This window comes from Pseudomonas sp. Pf153 (genome assembly GCF_001269775.1).
GTDB lineage: Bacteria > Pseudomonadota > Gammaproteobacteria > Pseudomonadales > Pseudomonadaceae > Aquipseudomonas > Aquipseudomonas uvaldensis.
The window spans coordinates 13,786-35,645 of record NZ_LHVL01000008.1; the positions used below are offsets into that span (position 1 = coordinate 13,786).

Below are 21,860 nucleotides of genomic sequence, written 5' to 3' on the forward strand. Positions count from 1 at the left end.
ATGAATGCTGAAGACGCCTTGAAACTTGCTCGCCGGTTTATCGGGTTGCCCCTGGAAAAGCGCCGGATGTTCCTGGCGGCGCTGGAGAAGGAGGGCGTGGAATTCAGCGGTTTCCCGATTCCTCAGGGCGTCGAGGCCGAGGATCGCCGGGCCCTGTCCTATGCCCAGCAGCGCATGTGGTTTCTCTGGCAATTGGACCCCCACAGCGGCGCCTACAACCTGCCGGGAGCGGTGCGGCTCAAGGGGGGCTTGAATCTGCCGGCACTGGAGCAGGCGTTCGCCACCCTGATGGCCCGTCACGAAACCCTGCGCACGGTGTTCCAGCGCCAGGCCGATGACAGTCTTTTGCAAGTGCCCATGACGGCACCGCTGGTGATCGAGCAAGAGGATTTCGCTGCGTTACCCGCCGACGAGCGCGAGCGGGCGGTGGCCCAGGCGGCTCAGCAACAGTCGCTGCTGCCGTTCGATCTGGCGGTCGGGCCGCTGTTGCGGGTCAAGCTGCTCAAGCTCGCTGAGCAAGAGCATGTGTTGCTGTTGACCTTGCACCACATCGTCTCGGACGGCTGGTCGATGAACGTGCTGATCGACGAATTCATTCGCTGCTACGACGCCCATGAAGCGGGGCAGGCACCGCGACTCGCGCCGTTGCCGGTCCAGTACAGCGACTACGCCCTGTGGCAGCGCCGCTGGCTCGAAGCGGGCGAACAGGCGCGGCAACTGGAATACTGGCAGGCGCAACTGGGCGACGAGCATCCGGTCCTCGAACTGCCCACCGATCATGCGCGCCCGGTGATGCCGAGCTATCGCGGCAGCCGTCATGAGTTCGCCATCGATGGCGTCCTGGCCGATCAACTGCGCAGTGCTGCCCAGCAGCAGGGCGTCACCCTGTTCATGTTCCTGCTCGGTGCGTTCAATGTGCTACTGCATCGCTACAGCGGCCAATGCGACATCCGTGTCGGCGTGCCAATCGCCAACCGCAATCGTGATGAAATCGAAGGCTTGATCGGCTTTTTCGTCAACACCCAGGTACTGCGCACCCCGCTCGACGGGCAGGCGCGGGTTGTCGATTTGCTTCGAACCGTCAAAGAGGCGGCCCTCGGTGCCCAGGCCCATCAGGACCTGCCTTTCGAACGTCTGGTCGAGGCTTTGAAACTGGAGCGCAGCCTCAGCCATACGCCGCTGTTCCAGGTGATGTACAACCACCAGCCGCACGTGGCCGACATCACCACGATCAGCACCGCGTCCGGGCTGGAATTGGGCATGATCGACTGGCAAGGCCGAACCACCCAGTTCGACCTGACCCTGGACACCTTCGAGAAGGCCGGCAAGCTGCACGCCGCGCTGACGTACGCCAACGACTTGTTCGAAGCCGCGACTATCGCACGCATGGCGCGGCATTGGCTGCGCTTGCTGGCGGCGATGGTTGCCGACCCGTTGCAACGCATCGGCGAACTGCCGCTGCTCGATGCCGACGAGCACCAGGCACTGGTGCACGATTGGAACGCCACCGCCCAGCGCTACCCGACCGACCGGTGCATGCATCAGTTGATTGAAGCGCAGGTGGCGCGCACTCCGGACTCGGTGGCGGTGTCGTTCGGCGAGCACAGCCTGACCTACGCCCAGCTCGACGCCCGCGCCAATCAACTGGCCCATCTGCTGCGTGAGCGCGGCGTACGGCCTGACAGCCTGGTGGGGATCTGCGTCGAACGCTCGGTGGAGATGGTGGTCGGGCTGCTGGCGATTCACAAGGCTGGCGGCGCCTACGTGCCGCTGGACCCGGAGTACCCACGGGAGCGCCTGGCCTACATGATCGAAGACAGTGGCATCGCCTTGCTGCTGACCCAGGGCTCGCTGTTGGCGGAGCTGCCCGCCGAGGGCGTGGCCGTGATCCTGCTCGATCAACCGGCCGGCTGGCTCGATGGCTACAGCGAGGGTCGGCCCGAGGTGGCGGTCGATCCGCTGAACCTGGCCTATGTGATCTACACGTCCGGCTCCACCGGTCGGCCCAAGGGCGCGGGCAACAGCCACGCGGCGTTGGTCAACCGCTTGTGCTGGATGCAGCAGGCTTACGGCCTCGACGGCAGCGACGCGGTATTACAGAAAACCCCGTTCAGCTTCGACGTGTCGGTGTGGGAGTTCTTCTGGCCGCTGATGACCGGTGCGCGTCTGGTGATGGCCGCGCCAGGGGCACACCGCGACCCGTTGCAGTTGATCGAGACCATCAACCGATACGGCATCAGTACGCTGCACTTCGTGCCGTCGATGCTGCAGGCGTTTATTCATGAGCCGGGGGTCGAAGCCTGCGCAGGACTCAAGCGCATCGTTTGCAGTGGTGAAGCCTTGCCGCTGGATGCCCAGCATCAGGTCTTCGCCAAATTGCCTGACGTGGGGCTCTACAACCTCTACGGTCCGACCGAAGCGGCCATCGACGTGACCCACTGGACCTGTGTCGACGAAGGCGCCTCCATCGTGCCGATCGGGCAGCCGATCGCCAACCTGCGCACCCACGTGCTCGATGCTCAATTGAAACCCGTGCCTTGGGGTGTGTCAGGCGAGTTGTACCTGGGTGGGGCAGGGCTGGCGCGTGGTTATCACCGACGTGCGGCGCTGACCGCCGAGCGCTTCGTGCCGTGCCCCTTCCAGGCCGGCGAGCGCTTGTACCGCACCGGTGACCGCGTACGCCAGCGCGCCTACGGCGTGATCGAATACCTTGGCCGCCTCGACCATCAGGTCAAATTGCGCGGCCTGCGCATCGAACTGGGCGAAATCGAAACCCGGCTGGCGCAACACCCGCTGGTACGTGAGGCAGTGGTGCTGGTGCAGGACGGCAAGCACCTGGTGGGTTATCTGGTGCTGGAAAATCCCGAGCCGCCGGAGCAGTGGCAACAGGACGTCAAGGCCTGGTTGCTGGGCAGCCTGCCGGAATACATGGTGCCGACCTACCTGATGCCCTTGGACAGGCTGCCGGTCACGGCCAACGGTAAGCTGGACCGCAAGGCCTTGCCGCAACCGGATGCCGCACCGCAGCAAGTCTTCGTCGCGCCACAGGATGCGCTGCAAATCGCGTTGGCAGAGATATGGCGGGACGTCCTGGGGCTGGAGCGGGTCGGCCTCGAAGACAACTTCTTCGAGCTGGGCGGTGATTCGATCATTTCCATCCAAGTGGTGAGCCGTGCGCGACAGCTCGGTATTCACATCAACCCACGGGATCTTTTCCAGCACCAGACCGTGCGCACCCTGGCGCGGGTCGCGAGCGTCGATCATCAGAGCGCCGTGGACCAGGGACCGGTCACCGGCGATGCCCTGCTCGGCCCAATCCAGCAGCAGTTTTTCTCGCGGTCGATGCAGGCCCGCGAGCACTGGAACCAATCGTTATTGCTGAGCCCTCGCGAGCCCTTGAATGAACAATGGCTCGATGCGGCGCTGACCTGCGTGATCAATCATCACGACGCCCTGCGCCTGCGCTTCGTCGAAGGCGCGGACGGTTGGCGGCAAGTCCATGGGCCGCTGCTGCAAAGCGCCGGCCTGTGGCTGCGCGATGCCCAATCCGTCGAGCAGTTGAATGCCCTGTGCGACGACGCGCAGCGCAGCCTCTCCCTGGAAGAAGGGCCGCTGGTGCGGGCCATGCTGGTCAATCTGGTCGATGGCAGCCAGCGGCTGGCGCTGGTCATCCATCACTTGGTGGTGGACGGCGTGTCATGGCGTGTATTGCTGGAAGATTTGCAGCAGGCCTACGAGCAGTTGGCGGCGGGTGGCGGCGTTACGCTGCCGGCCAAGACCAGTGCGTTCCAGGACTGGACCGCCCGCCTGAGCGCCGAAGCGTCGCGTTTCGACGACCAGTTGGCCTATTGGAAAGCCCAGCACCAGGGCGCGCAGGACCTGCCATGCGACCGCCCGCAAGGCAGCCTGGAAAATGTCCATGGTGCGAAGATCCAATGGCGTCTGGACGCCGGCCTGACCCGGCAATTGCTGCAACAGGCACCCGCGGCCTACCGCACCCAAGTCAACGACCTGCTGCTGACCGCGCTGGCTCGCACCGTTAGCCGCTGGAGCGGGCAGCCGGGCACGCGGGTGGAATTGGAAGGTCATGGCCGTGAAGACCTGTTCGATGACATCGACCTGACCCGGACGGTGGGTTGGTTCACCAGCCTGTACCCGGTGAAGCTGACCGCCACCGATGATCTCGGCGGTTCGATCAAATCGATCAAGGAGCAGTTGCGCGGTGTTCCGGACAAAGGTCTGGGGTACGGCGTGCTGCGCTATCTGGCCGCGCCTGCGGTGCAAGCCGAACTGACGGATCTGCCGCCCGCGCGCATCACCTTCAACTACCTGGGCCAGTTCGACCGCCAGTTCGATGAGTCGGCGCTGTTCGTGCCGTCCGGCGAAGGCAGTGGCGTCGCGCAGGATCCCACGGCGCCACTGGCCAACTGGCTGACCGTGGAAGGGCAGGTGTATGGCGGCGAGCTGACGATGAGCTGGGGGTTCAGCCGCGAGATGTTCGACAATGCGACCGTGCAGCAATTGGTCGACCAGTACGCCGTCGAGCTGAAGGCACTGATCGAACATTGTGCCCAACTGGTCGTGCCGCAAGCCACACCGTCGGATTTCCCGCTGGCGCGCATCACCCAGGCGCAACTCGACGGATTGCCTGTACCCAGCGGTCAACTCGACGACCTGTATCCGCTGTCGCCCATGCAGCAAGGGCTGCTGTTCCACACCCTCTACGAGCAGGCCGCAGGCGAATACGTCAACCAACTGCGGGTGGACGTGCAAGGCCTGGATGCCGAGCGTTTCCGCGGGGCGTGGCAGGCGTGCGTCGATGCGCAGGACATCCTGCGCAGCGGCTTCGTCTGGCAGGGCGACTTGCAGCAACCGTTGCAGATGGTCCACAAGCAGGTCCCGGTACCCTTCACGGTGCTGGACTGGCGTGACCGTGCCGAGCAGCCGCAGGCCCTTGCCGCGCTAGCCGAGGATGAGCGAGCGAAAGGCTTCGATCTGAGTCAGGCGCCGTTGCTGCGCCTGGTGCTGGTGCGGACCGAAGCCGACCGTTGGCATCTGATCTACACCCACCATCACATCCTGATGGACGGCTGGAGCAACGCCCAACTGCTGGGCGAAGTGCTGCAGCGCTACAGCGGTCGCGTGCCCGCCGCCGGTGTCGGTCGCTACCGCGACTACATCGCCTGGCTGCAACGCCAGGACCCTCAACGCAGCGAGGCGTTCTGGGACGCGCAACTGGCGACCCTGCAAGAGCCGACCCGCCTGGCGCGGGTGATGTCCGCCGGCGAAAGCCAGCATGGCCATGGCGATCATTTCCAGACCCTGGATGCCACCCGGACCCAGGCACTGGAGCTGTTCGCCCGCCAGCAGAAAGTCACCCTCAACACGCTGGTGCAAGCGGCATGGCTGCTGTTGCTGCAACGCTACACCGGCCACGACAGCGTTGCCTTCGGTGCCACCGTGGCGGGGCGTCCGGCGGATGTGCCGGGCGTCGAGCAGCAAGTGGGGTTGTTCATCAACACCTTGCCGGTCATCGCTGCGCCGCGTCCTGATCAATCGGTCGGTGAATGGTTGCAAGCGGTGCAGGCGCAGAATCTGAGCCTGCGGGAGTTCGAGCACACGCCGTTGGCGGACATCCAGCGTTGGGCCGGGCAGGGCGGCGAGGCGCTGTTCGACAACATCCTGGTGTTCGAAAACTATCCGGTTGCCCAGGCCCTGCAGGACAGCGCCGGGCAGGGGCTGGTGTTCGGCGAGGTCGTTCATCGGGAGCAGACCCATTACCCGTTGAGCGTAGCCGTGACCCTCGGCCAGACGTTGGCGCTGCACTACAGCTTCGAACGGGCATATTTCAGCCCGACGGCCATCGACGAGATCAGCGTGCATCTGACCCACCTCCTGGAAGCCTTCGCTGAATCGGCGACCCGCAACCTGGGGCAGATCGCCCTGGTCAGCGACGCAGAACAGGCCCGTCAGCAGGTTGCGAACCATCCGCAGCCATACCCGACCGATCTCTCCGTGCATCAACGAATCGCCCAATGGGCGGCGCTCAAGCCCCACCGCACAGCGGTTATTTTCGACGGACAACGGTTCAGCTATGGCGAGATCGAGCGTCGGGCCAATCAACTGGCCCACGCGCTGATCGCCCGAGGCGTCGGCCCGGAAACCCGCGTCGGCGTGGCCTTGCCCCGTAGCGAAGGGGTGATCGTCGCGCTGCTGGCGGTGCTCAGGGCCGGCGGTGCCTATGTGCCGCTGGACACCCAGTATCCTCGCGAACGACTGGCGTACTTGATCGATGATTCGGGGTTGGCGCTGTTGCTGACCGATTCGCGGGTGTCGGCGCAGCTGCCGCTTGAGGGGGCCGCCCAGGTGCTGGAACTCGATAGCCTGGACCTGCGTCAACACCCTCTCGATGCGCCCGATGTCCAGGTCGATCCGCAAAACCTGGCCTACGTGATCTACACCTCCGGCTCTACCGGCAACCCCAAGGGCGTGAGCGTGGCCCATGGTCCGCTGACAATGCACTGCCAGGCCATCGGCGAACGCTATGAAATGCGTGACAGCGACTGCGAATTCCACTTCATGTCCTTCGCCTTCGATGGCGCCCATGAGCGCTGGCTCACCAGCCTGACCCATGGCGCTTCGCTGTTGATTCGCGACGACAGTTTGTGGACCCCGGAACAGACCTGTCAGGCGATGCGCGAGTACGGCGTGACCGTGGCGGCCTTCCCACCGGTGTACCTGCAACAGTTGGCCGAACAGGCCGAACGCGAGGGCAACCCGCCCAAGATGCGCGTCTATTGCTTTGGCGGCGACGCGGTGCCCAACGCCGGTTTCGAACGGGTCAAGCGCGCCCTCGACCCGGACTTCATCATCAACGGCTATGGCCCGACCGAAACCGTGGTCACCCCGCTGATCTGGAAAGCCGGTCGAGACGTGACCTGCGGCGCCGCGTATGCGCCCATCGGCAGCCGCATCGGCGACCGTAGCGCCTACGTGCTGGACGCGGACTTGAACCTGCTGCCCCAAGGCATGGCCGGTGAGCTTTACCTGGGCGGCACGGGCCTGGCCCGGGGTTACCTGAACCGTCCGGGATTGACGGCTGAGCGTTTTGTCGCTGACCCGTTCAGTGTCGGTGGCTTGCTGTATCGCACCGGCGACCTGGTGCGCCAACGGGCCGACGGCACCTTCGACTATCTGGACCGCATCGATAACCAAGTGAAGATCCGCGGTTTCCGTATCGAGCTGGGCGAGGTCGAGGCCAGCCTGCAAGCCCTGGTGGGCGTGCGCGAAGCGGTGGTCGTGGCCCAGGAAGGCGCTGCCGGCAGCGGCAAGCGCCTGGTGGGTTATGTGGTGGCAGACGAGTCGGTCAGCGCGCCTGAGGCGTTCGCCGGGCAACTGCGCGAACAGCTCCAGGCGACGTTACCGGCGCACATGGTCCCAGCGTATCTGCTGGTGCTCGAATGCCTGCCCCTGACCCCCAACGGCAAGCTCGACCGCAAGAACCTGCCCAAACCCGACGTCGGCCAATTGCAGCAGGACTATGTGGCGCCACGCAGTGCGCTGGAACGGCAACTGGCGTCCATCTGGCAGGACGTGCTCAAGCTCGGTCGGGTGGGGCTGCGGGACAACTTCTTCGAGCTGGGCGGCGATTCCATCGTGTCGATCCAGGTGGTCAGCCGCGCCCGTCAGGCCGGCATTCACTTCACACCGAAGGATCTGTTCCAGCACCAGACCCTCGAAGCACTGGCCACCGTGGCGCAGACCGGCGCGGCGGCGCCAGTGATCGACCAGCAGCCGGCAACCGGCGAAACCGCGCTGCTGCCGATTCATCAATGGTTCTTCGCCCAACCGATTCCCGACCGCCACCATTGGAACCAGTCGGTGATGCTCAAGCCGACCCAGGCGCTGGACGCTTCTGTGCTGGAGCAGGCCTTGCAGGCGCTGGTCGCCCATCACGACAGCCTGCGCCTGGAATTCATCGAGCAAGGCGAAGGCTGGACCGCGCGCTACCGTGATGTGGACACACGGGCCGCCGGACCGTTGGTCTGGCAGGCCGAAGTGACTGACCTTGCCGCGCTCCAAGATCTGGGCAACCGGGCCCAACGCAGCCTGCAACTGAGCGGTGATACGCTGCTGCGGGCGGTGCTGGCGAACCTCGCCGATGGCACTCAACGGCTGCTGCTGATCGTGCATCACCTAGTGGTGGACGGTGTGTCCTGGCGAATCCTGTTCGAAGACCTGCAAAGCGCTTATCGGCAGCTTCAGGCCGGCGCAGCGCTGCACCTGCCGGCCAGGACCAGCGCTCTCAAGCGCTGGACCGAAGCGTTGCGGGACTATGCCGCCAGCGCCACGTTGCAGGCCGAATCGGGCTTCTGGCAACAGCAGTTACACGGTGTTGGGGCTGCGTTGCCTTGGGACCACCCTGAGGGCGGGCAGCAGCATAGCCACGCGCATGTGGTGCGCAGCCAACTGGACAAAACCCTGACCCGACAACTGCTGCAACACGCCCCGGCAGCCTATCGCACCCAGGTCAACGACCTGCTGCTCACCGCCCTGGCGCGGGTGATGGTGCGCTGGACCGGCGACGACAGTGTGTTGGTGCAACTGGAGGGCCACGGTCGGGAAGATCTGTTTGCCCACATCGACCTGACCCGCACCGTCGGCTGGTTCACCAGCCTGTACCCGGCGCGGCTGACGCCCGTCGCCGACCTCGGCAGTTCGCTGAAGCAGATCAAGGAACAGCTGCGGGCCATTCCCCACAAAGGCATCGGCTTCGGAGCCCTGGCGCACCTGGGCGATGCCGACACGCGTCGAGCCTTGCAGGGCTTGCCGACACCATCACTGACGTTCAACTACCTAGGCCAGTTCGATGCCAGTTTCAATGGCCGCGACGACGCGTTGTTCGTGCCCACCGGTGAAAGCGGCGGTGAAGAGCTGAACCTGCAAGGCCCGCTGGGCAGCCCGCTGGCGCTGGACGGCAAGGTGCTCAATGGCGAGCTGGCGCTGAGCTGGACATTCAGTGGCGAGCGGTTCGACGTCGCGACCATCCAACGCCTGGCGGATGACTACCAGCAGGAACTGACCGCGCTGATCGCCCATTGCTGTGACAGCGCTCATGGCGGTGTAACGCCCTCGGATTTCCCCTTGGCGCGTCTGTCCCAGGCGAAATTGGATGCTCTGGTTCTGCAATCCCGGGCCGTCGAGGACATTTATCCACTGTCGCCGATGCAGCAGGGGATGCTGTTTCACAGCGTCTATAGCGAGGCCGGTGGCGACTACATCAACCAATTGCGCCTGGACGTCGAGGGGCTGGATCCGGAGCGCTTCCGCCAGGCCTGGCAGGCGGCGGTGGACGCCCATGACATTCTGCGCACTCAGTTCGTCTGGTTGGGGGATCTGCCGGAGCCGCTGCAAAGGGTCAGCAAACACCTGGAACTGCCTTACCGCCTGCATGACCTGCGGGACGCTGCGCAGGGCGATGAAACCTTGCAGGCGCTGGCCGATGCCGAGCGTCGGCAATTGACGCTGGACTCGCCGGCTCTGTTGCGGCTGACCATCGTGCGCCTCGATGAACAGCGCTACCACCTGATCTACACCCATCACCACATCCTGATGGACGGTTGGAGCAACTCGCAGTTGCTCGGCGAGGTGTTGCAACGCTACAGCGGCCAGCGTGTCGCCGTGCAGAGCAGCCGCTATCGGGATTACATCGCCTGGTTGCAACGCCAGGACTCCGCCGCTGGCGAAGCGTTCTGGAAAACCGCGCTGCAACGCCTGGAGGCACCGACGCGGCTGGCCGACACCATGCCTCGGTCGGAAGACAGTGGCGTCGGTTACGGCGATCATGTCCAGTTGCTCGATGAGCCGCTGACCCGGCGCCTGGAGGCGTTCGCCCGTACGTCGAAAGTCACCGTCAATACCCTGGTGCAAGCGGCATGGCTGCTGCTGTTGCAACGTTACACCGGCAAGGCCACCGTGGCCTTCGGCGCGACCGTGGCCGGTCGTCCGGCGGACTTGCCGGGTATCGAAGAGCAGATCGGCCTGTTCATCAACACGCTGCCGGTGATCGCCAGCCCACGGGCCGAGCAATCCCTGGACAGCTGGTTGCAAGCGGTACAAGGGCAGAACCTGGCGCTGCGGGAGTTCGAGCACACCGCGCTGCTCGACATCCAACGCTGGGCCGGGCAGGGCGGTGACGCGCTGTTCGACAGCCTGCTGGTGTTCGAGAACTACCCGATTGCCCAGGCCCTGGAACAGGGCGCGCCGCAAGGCCTGCGCTTCGGCCCGGCGACCACTCGGGAGCAGACCAGTTATCCATTGACCTTGCTGGTGAGCCTGGATCGGCAGTTGTCGGTGCACATGAGCTATCAGCGCGCCTGTTTCCAGCCCGACACCGTGGCGCGGCTGGCGGCGCATCTGGCCCAACTCCTGGGGCAGATGACCGGCCAGGGCGAACGTTGCCTGGGGCAGTTGTCGATGCTCGGGTTCGATGAGCATCAGCGCCTGACCCACGACTGGAACCCGATTGACGCACCGTTCGAGCAAACACTGTGCGTGCACGAGGTGATCGCTCGCCAGGCCGAAGCCGCGCCGGATGCCCTGGCAGTGATCTTCGCCGATACCCGCCTGAGCTACAGCGAGCTGGATGGCCGCGCCAATCGCCTGGCCCACAAGCTCATCGAACTGGGCGTGGGCCCGGAGGTTCGGGTGGGCGTGGCGATGCCGCGCTCCGAACACCTGCTGGTCGCCTTGCTGGCAGTGCTCAAGGCCGGCGGCGCCTACGTGCCGTTGGACCCGGATTACCCGGCAGAACGCGTGGCCTACATGCTCGACGACAGCCGTGCCCGTGTGCTGCTGACCGAGCAGGCCGTGGCGATGACCTTGAGCGTGCCGGTCGACACGACGGTGCTGATGCTCGACCGGCTCGACCTGACGCCGTATCCACTGAGCGCGCCACGTACCACGGTCAGCCCGGACAACCTCGCCTATGTGATCTACACCTCCGGCTCCACCGGCAAGCCCAAGGGCGTGGCGATTGCCCATCGCAACGTGCTGGCATTGATCGACTGGTCCCGTTCGGTCTACAGCCGCGACGACATCCAGGGGGTACTGGCTTCGACCTCGGTGTGCTTCGATCTGTCGGTGTGGGAGCTGTTCGTGACCCTGGCCAATGGCGGCTCACTGGTCATCGCCCGCAATGCCCTGGAGCTGCCGCACCTGCCGGCGCGGGATCAGGTGCGACTGGTCAACACCGTACCGTCGGCCATCGCCGCGTTGCAGCGCAGCGGCGATATCCCGGCCAGCGTGCGCATCATCAACCTGGCGGGCGAGCCACTGAAGCAGAGCCTGGTGGAGGCGCTGTATCAGTCGACCCGCGTCGAACACGTCTACGACCTCTACGGCCCTTCGGAAGACACCACCTATTCCACCTGGGCGCGGCGCTCCGTCGACGGCACGGCGAACATCGGCCGTCCCCTCAAGCACACGGCCAGCTACCTGTTGGATGCCGGTCTGCAGCCGGTGCCCCAGGGAGTACCGGCGGAGCTGTACCTGAGCGGCGCGGGCATCACCCGTGGCTACCTCGGGCGAGCGGCGATGACCGCCGAGAAGTACGTCCCCAATCCGTTCTCTACCACCGGCGAGCGCCTGTACCGCACCGGTGACTTGTGCCGTTACCGCGCCGATGGCGTGCTCGAATACCAGGGACGCATCGACCATCAGGTGAAGATCCGTGGCTTCCGCATCGAGCTGGGGGAAATCGAAGCGCGGCTGCTGGCTCAACCGGAGGTACGCGAGGTGGCCGTCCTGGCCCAGGACGCGCCGGGAGGCCCGCAACTGGTGGCCTACGTGGTGGCGCCTGCGCTGGACCGGGACGCCGAAGACCTGCGTGCAGTGCGCGACCGACTCAAGGGCGGACTCAAGGAGCATCTGCCCGACTACATGGTCCCGGCCCACCTGCTGTTCCTCGACCAACTGCCCCTGACCCCGAACGGCAAGCTCGACCGCAAGGCCTTGCCCGCCGTGGAGAGCGGCCTGTCGCAGGCCGGTTATGTGGCCCCGGCCAGTGAACGGGAACAACAGGTCGCGGCGATCTGGGCCCAGGTGCTCACGGTGGAGCGCGTCGGCCTGAACGATCACTTCTTCGAGCTGGGCGGTCATTCGCTGCTGGCGGTCAACGCCGTCTCGCGCATGGCGCTCGAACTGGGGCTGACCCTGACCCCGCAACTGATTTTCCAGCACCCCGTCCTGAAGGATTTCGTCGCGCAACTCGACTCCGGCGGCGGGCCAATCAATGAACAGAAACTGAACAAGCTGGAAGCCCTGCTTGATGAAATGGAGGAAGTCTGATGGACAAGAGTGTTGCTTTGAGGATTGCCAAGCGCTTTATCACTCTGCCGCTGGACAAACGCAGGCTGTACCTGGAAAAGATGCTCGAAGAGGGCGTCTCGCCGGCCAACCTGCCGATCCCCGAGGTGCGCTCCGGGTTCGAGGATATCCCGCTGTCCTACGCCCAGGAACGCCAATGGTTCCTGTGGCAGATGGATCCCCTCAGCCCGGCTTATCACATTCCCAGTGCCCTGCGCCTCAAAGGTCGGCTGGACGTGCCGGCCCTGGAGCGCAGCTTCAATGCGCTGGTCGAACGCCATGAGAGCCTGCGCACCACGTTCATCGAGCGGGACGAGCAGACCGTGCAGGTTATCCACCGACAGATGCCGCTGCGTATCAGCCTCGAATCCTTGCCCGCGAATTCCCCGGCCAGTCAGGACGACAGCATCAAGGCCTTCGTCGAGGCTGAAACCGCACGCCCGTTCGACCTGCGCCAGGGGCCGTTGCTGCGGGTTTCCCTGTTGAAAGTCGCCGAAGACGACCATGTGCTGGTGCTGATCCAGCACCACATCATTTCCGACGGCTGGTCTATGCAGGTGCTGGTCGATGAGCTGGTCCGTCACTATGGCGCCGAGACTGTCGGCACGCCGCTGTCGTTACCGGAATTGCCCTTGCAGTACGCCGACTACGCCATCTGGCAGCGCCATTGGCTGGAGGCTGGCGAGCGTGAGCGGCAGTTGGCCTACTGGGTCGAGACGTTGGGCGATGAACAGCCGGTGCTGGAGTTGCCTCTGGATCATCCGCGCCCGCCCGTGCAGAGCTTCCGTGGCGCACGGCTGGACCTGGACCTGCCGCCGCCATTGGTCACAGCGCTCAAGCAACTGGCCCAACGCGAAGGGGCCAGCCTGTTCATGGTGCTGCTGGCGTCGTTCCAGGCCTTGCTGCACCGCTACAGCGGCCAGCCGCAGATCCGCGTCGGCGTGCCGGTGGCCAACCGTAACCGGGTCGAGACCGAGCGCCTGATCGGCTTTTTCGTCAACACCCAGGTGCTCAACGCCCATGTCGACGGACAACTGCCTTTCGATCGTTTGCTCGATCAGGTCAAGCGATCAGCCATGGCCGCCCAGGCCCATCAGGACTTGCCCTTCGAGCAGTTGATCGAGGCGCTGCAACCGGAGCGCAGCCTCAGCCACAGCCCGATTTTCCAAGTGATGTTCAACCACCAGACCGCCCGCGACGTCCAGGACCGGCAAGTGCAACTGCCGCAACTGGGCATCGAGGACCTGGTGTGGGAAGGGCGCACCGCCCAGTTCGATCTGACGTTGGGCACGTATGAAACCGAGCAGGGTGTCGCCGCGGAATTGACCTACGCCACCGACCTCTTCGAACCACAGACCATCGAACGGCTGGCCCGGCACTGGCAGCAGCTGCTGCAAGGTATTGTCGAGGCGCCGCAGCAACGGATCGGTGAACTGCCGCTGCTGGACAGCGACCAGCAGCGCCAGACGCAGCAGGACTGGCGTCGGACGGTGGACCACGGCGTTGAGCTTGAATGCGTGCATCAACGCATCGCCGAGCAGGCCTGCCAGACCCCGGACGCCTTGGCGCTGACAATCGATGGAGAGGCCCTGACCTACAGGCAACTGGACAGGCGCGCCAACCAACTCGCCCATCGTTTGATCGCCCTGGGCGTGACGCCCGGCCAGCCAGTGGGCATCGCGCTGGAGCGCAGCGTCGAGATGATCGTCGGGCTGCTGGCGATCCTCAAGGCCGGCGGTGCCTACGTGCCGTTGGACCCGGCGTACCCCGAGGATCGCCTGGCCTACATGATTCAGGACAGCGGCATCCGGTTGCTGTTGACCCAGGCCCGCTTGCAGGCGGTGTTGCCTATTCCAGCGACCCTCCCGGCCCTGTTGCTGGACCAACCCGACGCCACGCTACAGGAGGCCTGCGACGCATGCCCGAGGGTACCCCTCACTGGCGAGCATCTGGCCTACGTGATCTACACCTCCGGTTCCACCGGCAAACCCAAGGGCGTGATGGTGCGCCACGGGGCATTGAGCAATTTCGTCACCAGCATGATCGCCCAACCCGGCCTGACGGCCGACGACCGCATGCTGTCGCTGACCACATTCTCCTTCGACATCTTTGGCCTGGAGATTTATGGCCCGCTGTGCGCCGGCGCCAGCGTGGTGCTGACCGGTCAGAACGTGCACCAGGATCCGCAAGCGGTACTGGAGTTGATCGCACGTCACGATGTCACCGTGTTGCAAGCTACGCCTTCGAGCTGGCGCATGCTGCTGGATCATGAACAGGCGCCGCTGTTGGCCGGGCGTACCTTTCTCTGCGGCGGCGAAGCGTTGCCCCAGGAACTGGCGCAACGGCTGCTGACGCTGTCGCCCAGGGTCTGGAACCTCTATGGCCCGACCGAGACCACCATCTGGTCGGCGGTGCATCCGTTGAACCCCGAAAACAGCCGTCCGTTCCTGGGTAAACCCCTGGACAACACAGCGCTGTACATCGTCGGCAGCGACCTGACCCTCAACCCGCCCGGCGCGCCGGGTGAATTGCTCATCGGTGGTGAAGGCCTGGCCCGCGGTTACTTCCAGCGTCCGGCCTTGACCGCCGAACGGTTTGTCCCGGACCCGTTTTCCACCCGCGGCGAGCGGCTGTACCGCACCGGCGACCTGACCCGCTATCGGGCCGAAGGCGTGGTCGAGTACCTCGGGCGCATGGATCATCAGGTCAAGATCCGTGGCCTGCGCATCGAGTTGGGTGAGATCGAAGCGGCGCTGTTGGCCCAGGACAGCGTGCGTGAAACCGTGGTGATCGCCCATGAAGGCCCGACTGGCGCGCAACTGGTGGGTTACGTGGTACCTGCCGTCAATCCGGGGGCGGATTACGAAGGCGAGGCCGCTGCGCGCACTGCACTCAAGGCTGCGCTCAAGGCGCAGTTGCCCGAGTACATGGTCCCGGCGCACCTGCTGTTCCTGGCGCAACTGCCGCTGACGCCCAATGGCAAAATCGACCGCAAGGCCTTGCCTGCCCCGGATGCCCGCGATGTGCAGCGGGCCTACGTGGCGCCCCGCAGCCACCGCGAGCAACAGGTGGCGGCGATCTGGCAAGAGATGCTCAAGCTCGAACGGGTAGGGCTGGAAGATAACTTCTTCGACCTGGGCGGCCACTCACTGTTGGTCACCCAAGTGGTGTCGCGGGTCCGGCGGGCACTGGGGATCGAAGTGCCGCTGCGCAGCCTGTTCGAACACAGCACGTTGCAGGATTTTGTCGGCGCCCTCGATGTCGACCGGGGCGAACATGCGCCGGCAATGGTGCCAGTGCCGCGAGACAAGCCGCTGCCGTTGTCGTTTGCCCAGGAGCGTCAATGGTTCCTGTGGAAAATGGACCCGGACAGCGCCGCCTACAATATTCCGACGGCCCTGCGCCTGCGCGGTGCGCTGGACAAGCTCGCCCTGCGTCGCAGCTTCGAAGCGCTGGTGGAGCGCCATGAAAGCTTGCGCACGGCATTCGTCGAAGACGATGGACGCACCTGCCAGGTGATCCGCCCGCAGGGCCAGGTCAGTTTCGTCGAGCAGCGCCTGGACGAACAAGACGAGGCCGCTATCCAGGCGTTCCTCGAACACCAGACCCAAGGCCCGTTCGATCTCATGAACGACGCGTTGCTGCGTGTGGCGTTGCTGGCGCTGGGCGACCGGGAGCACATCCTGGTACTGACCGTGCATCACATCGTCGCCGATGCCTGGTCGTTGCAGGTGATGGTCGATGACCTGATGAGCCTGTACTCGGCTTTCGTTCAGGAGCGACCTGTGCAGTTGCCTGCGTTGTCGGTGCAGTACGCCGACTATGCGGTCTGGCAGCGACAATGGATGGAGGCCGGCGAGCGGGATCGCCAACTGGCCTACTGGACCGGGCAGTTGGGCGGCGAACAGCCGTTGCTGGAATTGCCCACCGACCATCCGCGTCCTGCGCAGCAAAGCCTGCGGGGCGCGCGTTTGCCCATTGTGATCGATCCTTCGTTGAGCGATGCCCTCAAGGCACTGGCCCGGCGGGAAAACGTCACGTTGTTCGTGCTCCTGCTCGGTACCTTCCAGGCCTTGTTGCATCGCTACAGCGGACAGTCCGACATTCGCGTCGGGGTGCCGATCGCCAACCGCCAGCGGCTGGAAACCGAGCGGTTGATCGGGTTCTTCGTCAATACCCAGGTGTTGCGAGGCCAATTCCACGGTGATCTGAGCGGGGCCGACCTGCTGCAACAGCTCAAGCAGACGGCCATGGCGGCGCAGATGCATCAGGACCTGCCGTTCGAGCAACTGGTCGATGCCTTGCAGCCGCAGCGTAACTTGAGCCACAGCCCGCTGTTCCAGGCGATGTTCAATCATCGCGCCGAAAACGTCGCCGCGTTCGCCGAAGCATTGCCGGGCCTGACGGTCGAACCCATTGGCTGGGCACAACGCACCGCCCAGTTCGACCTGAGCCTGGACACCGTCGACAGCCCGCAAGGCTTGCACGCGGCCCTGACCTACGCCACGGATCTGTTCGAACCGGCCACCATCGAACGCATGGGTCAGCATTGGCTCAACCTGTTGCAGAGTCTGGTGCAGGACCTGCATCGCCCCGTGGCGCAATGGACCTTGCTGGAGGCTGGAGAGCGTCGGCGGATGCTCGTCGACTGGAACGCGACGACGGTTCGCTACCCTCTCGAACGCACGGTGCAGGGGTTGATCGAAGAGCAGGTGCGCAGCAATCCGGATGCCCCGGCGCTGATCTTCGGCGAGCAACGTCTGACCTACGCCGACCTCAACGCCCGGGCCAATCGACTGGCTCACCGGCTGATCGATCAAGGCGTCGGCCCGGACGTGCTGGTGGGCATCGCCGTGGAGCGTTCCGTGGAGATGGTGCTAGGGCTGCTGGCGATCCTCAAGGCCGGCGGTGCCTACGTCCCGCTGGACCCGGAATACCCTCGTGAACGCCTGGCCTACATGTTCGAGGACAGCGGCATCGGCCTGCTGCTGACTCAGCAACACTTGTTGGATTCGCTGCCGATCCCGACAGGGATGCACAGCCTGGTGCTGGATCAACCTGACGATGGCCTGTATGCCGGTCGCGACAGCGATCCACAGGTCGACGTCCACGGTGAGAACCTGGCGTATGTGATCTACACCTCCGGTTCCACCGGCAAACCCAAGGGCGCGGGTAACCGCCATTCGGCGCTGGTCAACCGGCTGTGCTGGATGCAGCAGGCCTATGGGCTCGATGCCACGGACAGCGTGCTGCAAAAAACGCCGTTCAGTTTCGATGTGTCGGTGTGGGAATTCTTTTGGCCGCTGATGACCGGCTCCACCCTGGTGGTGGCCGCGCCGGGCGCTCATCGCGACCCGGCTCAACTGATCGAGCTGATCACCGCACACCGCATCACCACGCTGCACTTCGTCCCGTCGATGTTGCACGCTTTCGTGCAAGATCCTCACGTGACCGATTGCACCAGCCTCAAGCGCATTGTTTGCAGCGGTGAAGCCCTGCCGGTGGATGCGCAGCAACAGGTGTTCGCCAAGCTGCCGACCGCCGGCCTGTACAACCTCTATGGCCCGACCGAGGCGGCCATCGACGTGACCCACTGGACGTGCGTCGAGGAAGGTCGCGACAGCGTGCCCATCGGCCAGCCGATTGCCAATCTGGGCACCTACATCCTGGACGATGAACTGGCCCCGGTGCCGGTGGGCGTAATAGGCGAGTTGTACCTGGCGGGCGAGGGCCTGGCCCGTGGTTACCACCGCCGCGCCGCGCTGACGGCCGAGCGCTTCGTCACCGGACCTTTCGGCCCGGGGCAGCGGCTGTACCGCACCGGTGACCTGGCGCGATACCGCGCCGATGGTGTGATCGAATACGCCGGGCGGATGGATCACCAGGTGAAGATCCGTGGCCTGCGCATCGAACTGGGCGAAATCGAGGCGCGCCTGGCCGAGCACGAAGACGTGCGCGAAACCGTCGTCATCGCCCAGGACGGTGCTCTGCTGGTGGCCTACGTGGTGCCGGCCCGCGTCGAGCTGCTGGCCGCCGATGACGCCGTTCGCCAGGCATTGCAAGAGCGCCTCAAGGATCACTTGAGCCGTGCCCTGCCCGATTACATGGTGCCGCAGCACTGGCTGTGGTTGGAAAAGATGCCGGTCAGCCCCAACGGCAAACTGGAGCGCAAGGCACTGCCCAAGGCCGATACCAGCGCCACGCCCAAAGCCTACATCGCACCGCGCACAGCCATCGAACAGGCGCTGGCCGACATCTGGCAAAGCGTGCTGGGGCGCGACCAGGTGGGCATCCAGGACAACTTCTTCGAGCTGGGGGGCGATTCGATCATCTCCATTCAGGTGGTCAGTCGGGCCCGCCAGGCCGGGATTCATTTCAGTCCCAAGGACCTGTTCGTCCACCAGACCATCCAGGGCCTGGCGGGTGTGGCGAGCCGGGGCGACGGCGGTCCGGGCATCGACCAGGGCCCGGTGACGGGCGATACGGTGCTGCTGCCGTTCCAACAGTTGTTCTTCGAACAGAACATGGCCGAGCCTCACCACTGGAATCAGTCGCTGCTGCTCAAGGGCAAGCGACCGGTAGACGCCGGGCATCTGGAGCAGGCGTTGCAGGCGCTGGTGGCCCATCACGATGCCTTGCGGCTCGCGTTCATCCATGAGGATGACGGCTGGATCGCTCGCCATCGCACGCTCGCCGAGCAGCACACGGTCTGGCAACGATCGCCTCTGTTGTGGACCGCCGAAGTGGCCGATGCCTTGGCATTCGAGCCATTGGCCGAACAGGCCCAGCGCAGTCTTGCTCTGGACGGCGGCACGTTGTTGCGCGGCGTATTGGCGAACCTGGCCGATGGCAGCCAGAGGCTGTTGCTGGTGATCCATCACCTGGTGGTGGACGGCGTCTCCTGGCGCGTTCTGCTGGAAGACCTGCAACAGGCTTATGCCCAACTGCAAGCCGGACAGACGCCGACGCTGCCCGTCAAGACCAGCTCCACCCAGGCCTGGGCGCAACGGTTGCAGACCCATGCCGGCAGTGCAGCGCTACAGGCCCAGATGGCTTATTGGCAAGATCAGTTGGAGGGCGCTCGCCCTGACCTGCCATGTGATCGCCCTCAGGGGGAAATGCTCAGATGCCATGCCGCGCAGGTCCAGACGCGTCTGGACAAGCATCAGACCCAACGCCTCTTGCAGCAAGCGCCGGCGGCTTATCGCACCCAGGTCAACGATTTGCTGCTGACGGCCTTGGCCCGGGTCATCGGCCGCTGGACCGCCGAAGCCTCGACCTTGATTCAACTGGAGGGGCATGGCCGCGAGGCGCTGTTCGACGACCTGGACCTGAGCCGTAGCGTGGGTTGGTTCACCAGCCTGTTCCCGGTGCGCCTGACCCCGGCGGCCACCGCGGCGGATTCGATCAAGGCCATCAAGGAACAATTGCGAGCTATCCCCGACAAGGGGCTCGGATTCGGCGTGCTGCGCTACCTGGGCGATGAGCAGACCCGTCGCACCCTGGCGGCGCTGCCCGTGCCGCGCATCACCTTCAACTATCTGGGCCAGTTCGACAACGGGTTCGCCGATGACACGGACGGGCTGTTCGTCCCGGCCAGTGAATCGTCGGGCACGGCACAAAGTCCCCTGGCGCCGCTGGACAACTGGCTGACGCTCAATGGCAGCGTCTACGCGGGCGAGCTGAGCATCGACTGGACCTTCAGTGCGCACATGTTCGACGAGGCGACCGTCCAGGCCCTGGCCTCGGATTATGGTCACGAGTTGCAGGTGTTGATCGAGCATTGCTGCCAGGCGCAGCACCAAGGCTTCACACCGTCGGACTTGCCGCTGGCCGGTTTGACCCAGGCCCAACTGGATGCCCTGGCCCTGGCGCCTCGGCAGGTCGAAGACCTCTATCCGTTGTCGCCCATGCAGCAGGGCATGCTGTTCCATACCCTCTATGAACAAGAGGCGGGTCACTACATCAATCAATTGCGGGTGGACGTCGAGGGGCTGGAAGTCGAGCGCTTCCGCCAGGCCTGGCAGGCCGTCATGGACGCCCATGAAGTGCTGCGCAGCCGTTTTACCTGGGAGGGCGACTTCAAGCGGGCTTTGCAGGTGGTGCATAAGCGAGTGGAAGTCCCGTTCCTGTTCCATGACTGGCAATCCAACCCCAGCCTGTCCACAGAACTGGACGCGCTGGCCCTGGACCAGCGCCAGCAAGGTTTCTCGCTGGACGCGGCGCCGTTGCTGCGCCTGGTGGTGGTGCGTGTGGCAGAGGACCGTTATCACCTGATCTACACCAGCCATCACATCCTCATGGACGGCTGGAGCCAATCGCAGTTGCTTGGTGAAGTGCTGCAACGCTACAGCGGCCAGGCACCGGCGCGGCCGGCCGGACGCTACCGGGACTACATCGAGTGGCTGTCGCTCCAGGATCCGTTGGCGAGCGAGCAGTTCTGGCGCACGCAACTGGCCGAGCTGGACGAACCGACGCAGCTGGCGGGGGTCTTTGCCCGGGACTCGCGCAGTGAGGCAGGCGTCGGCCATGGCGAGTACGAACAATCGCTCGACGAGCACGCCACCACGCGGTTGCACGCTTTTGCCCGAGAGCAGAAGGTGACGGTCAACACCCTGGTGCAAGCTGCCTGGCAGTTGTTGCTGCAACGCTGCACCGGGCAATCGGTGGTCGCTTTTGGCGCCACGGTGGCCGGCCGGCCCGCGTCCATTGCCGGCGTTGAGCAACAGATCGGGCTGTTTATCAACACCTTGCCGGTAATCGGAAGCCCACGGGCGGAGCACAGCGTCGGCCAATGGTTGCGGGAGGTCCAGGGACGAAACCTGAGCCTGCGTGAACATGAGCACACACCGCTGTTCGATATCCAGCGTTGGGCCGGACAGGGCGGTGCGGCACTGTTCGACACCTTGCTGGTGTTCGAGAACTACCCGGTGTCCCAGGCGCTGCAAGAGGGCGCTCCGGCCACATTGCGTTTCGGCGAGGTGGCGAACCATGAACAAACCAACTACCCGCTGACCCTGGCGGTGAACCTGGGTGAATCGCTGTCGCTGCTCTTGAGTTACCACCGCGCCAGCTTCGCGCCAGGGGACGTTGCCCGCATCGGCCAGCACCTGGTGCACCTGTTGGAGCAGATCGTTCTCGGCGGCGAGCGCAGGGTGGGGCAATTGTCATTGCTCGATGCCGGACAGCTGGCGGTTCAGCAGGGCTGGAACGCTACCGCCACTGCGTACCCGCTCGACCGCAGCGTGCATCGTCTGATCGAAGAACAGGTGGATAAAACCCCTCACGCCTGCGCGCTGGTCTTCGGCCAGCAACGGTTCGGTTATGCCGAACTCAACGCCCAGGCCAACCGCCTGGCCCATCGGTTGATGGCGCAGGGCGTCGGCCCGGATGTACTGGTGGGCATCGCCGTGGAGCGGTCGGTGGAAATGGTGGTCGGACTGTTGGCGATTCTCAAGGCCGGTGGTGCCTACGTGCCGCTGGACCCGGAATAC

General features: G+C 64.8%; 2 protein-coding genes (1 of these 2 running past the window's edge). Both read left to right on the forward strand.

From position 1 onward, the window contains the following. Nucleotides 1–12,348, forward strand: a complete 12,348-nt coding sequence (locus AD666_RS03185) for a non-ribosomal peptide synthetase (RefSeq protein WP_053147486.1) — start codon at nucleotides 1–3, stop codon at nucleotides 12,346–12,348. After that, a protein-coding gene (locus AD666_RS03190) for a non-ribosomal peptide synthase/polyketide synthase (RefSeq protein WP_053147488.1) crosses the window boundary here: on the forward strand, nucleotides 12,348–21,860 show its 5' portion. 4,026 nt of this gene lie beyond the right edge of the window; the window shows 9,513 of its 13,539 coding nt (coding positions 1–9,513); the start codon lies at nucleotides 12,348–12,350; its stop codon lies off the right edge, out of view. The genes AD666_RS03185 and AD666_RS03190 overlap by 1 nt, the downstream gene beginning before the upstream one ends.

Coding starts and splice junctions, on each gene's coding strand:
- AD666_RS03185 (WP_053147486.1), top strand. CDS start 1: ATGAATGCTGAAGACGCCTTGAAACTTGCTCGCCGGTTTATCGGGTTG.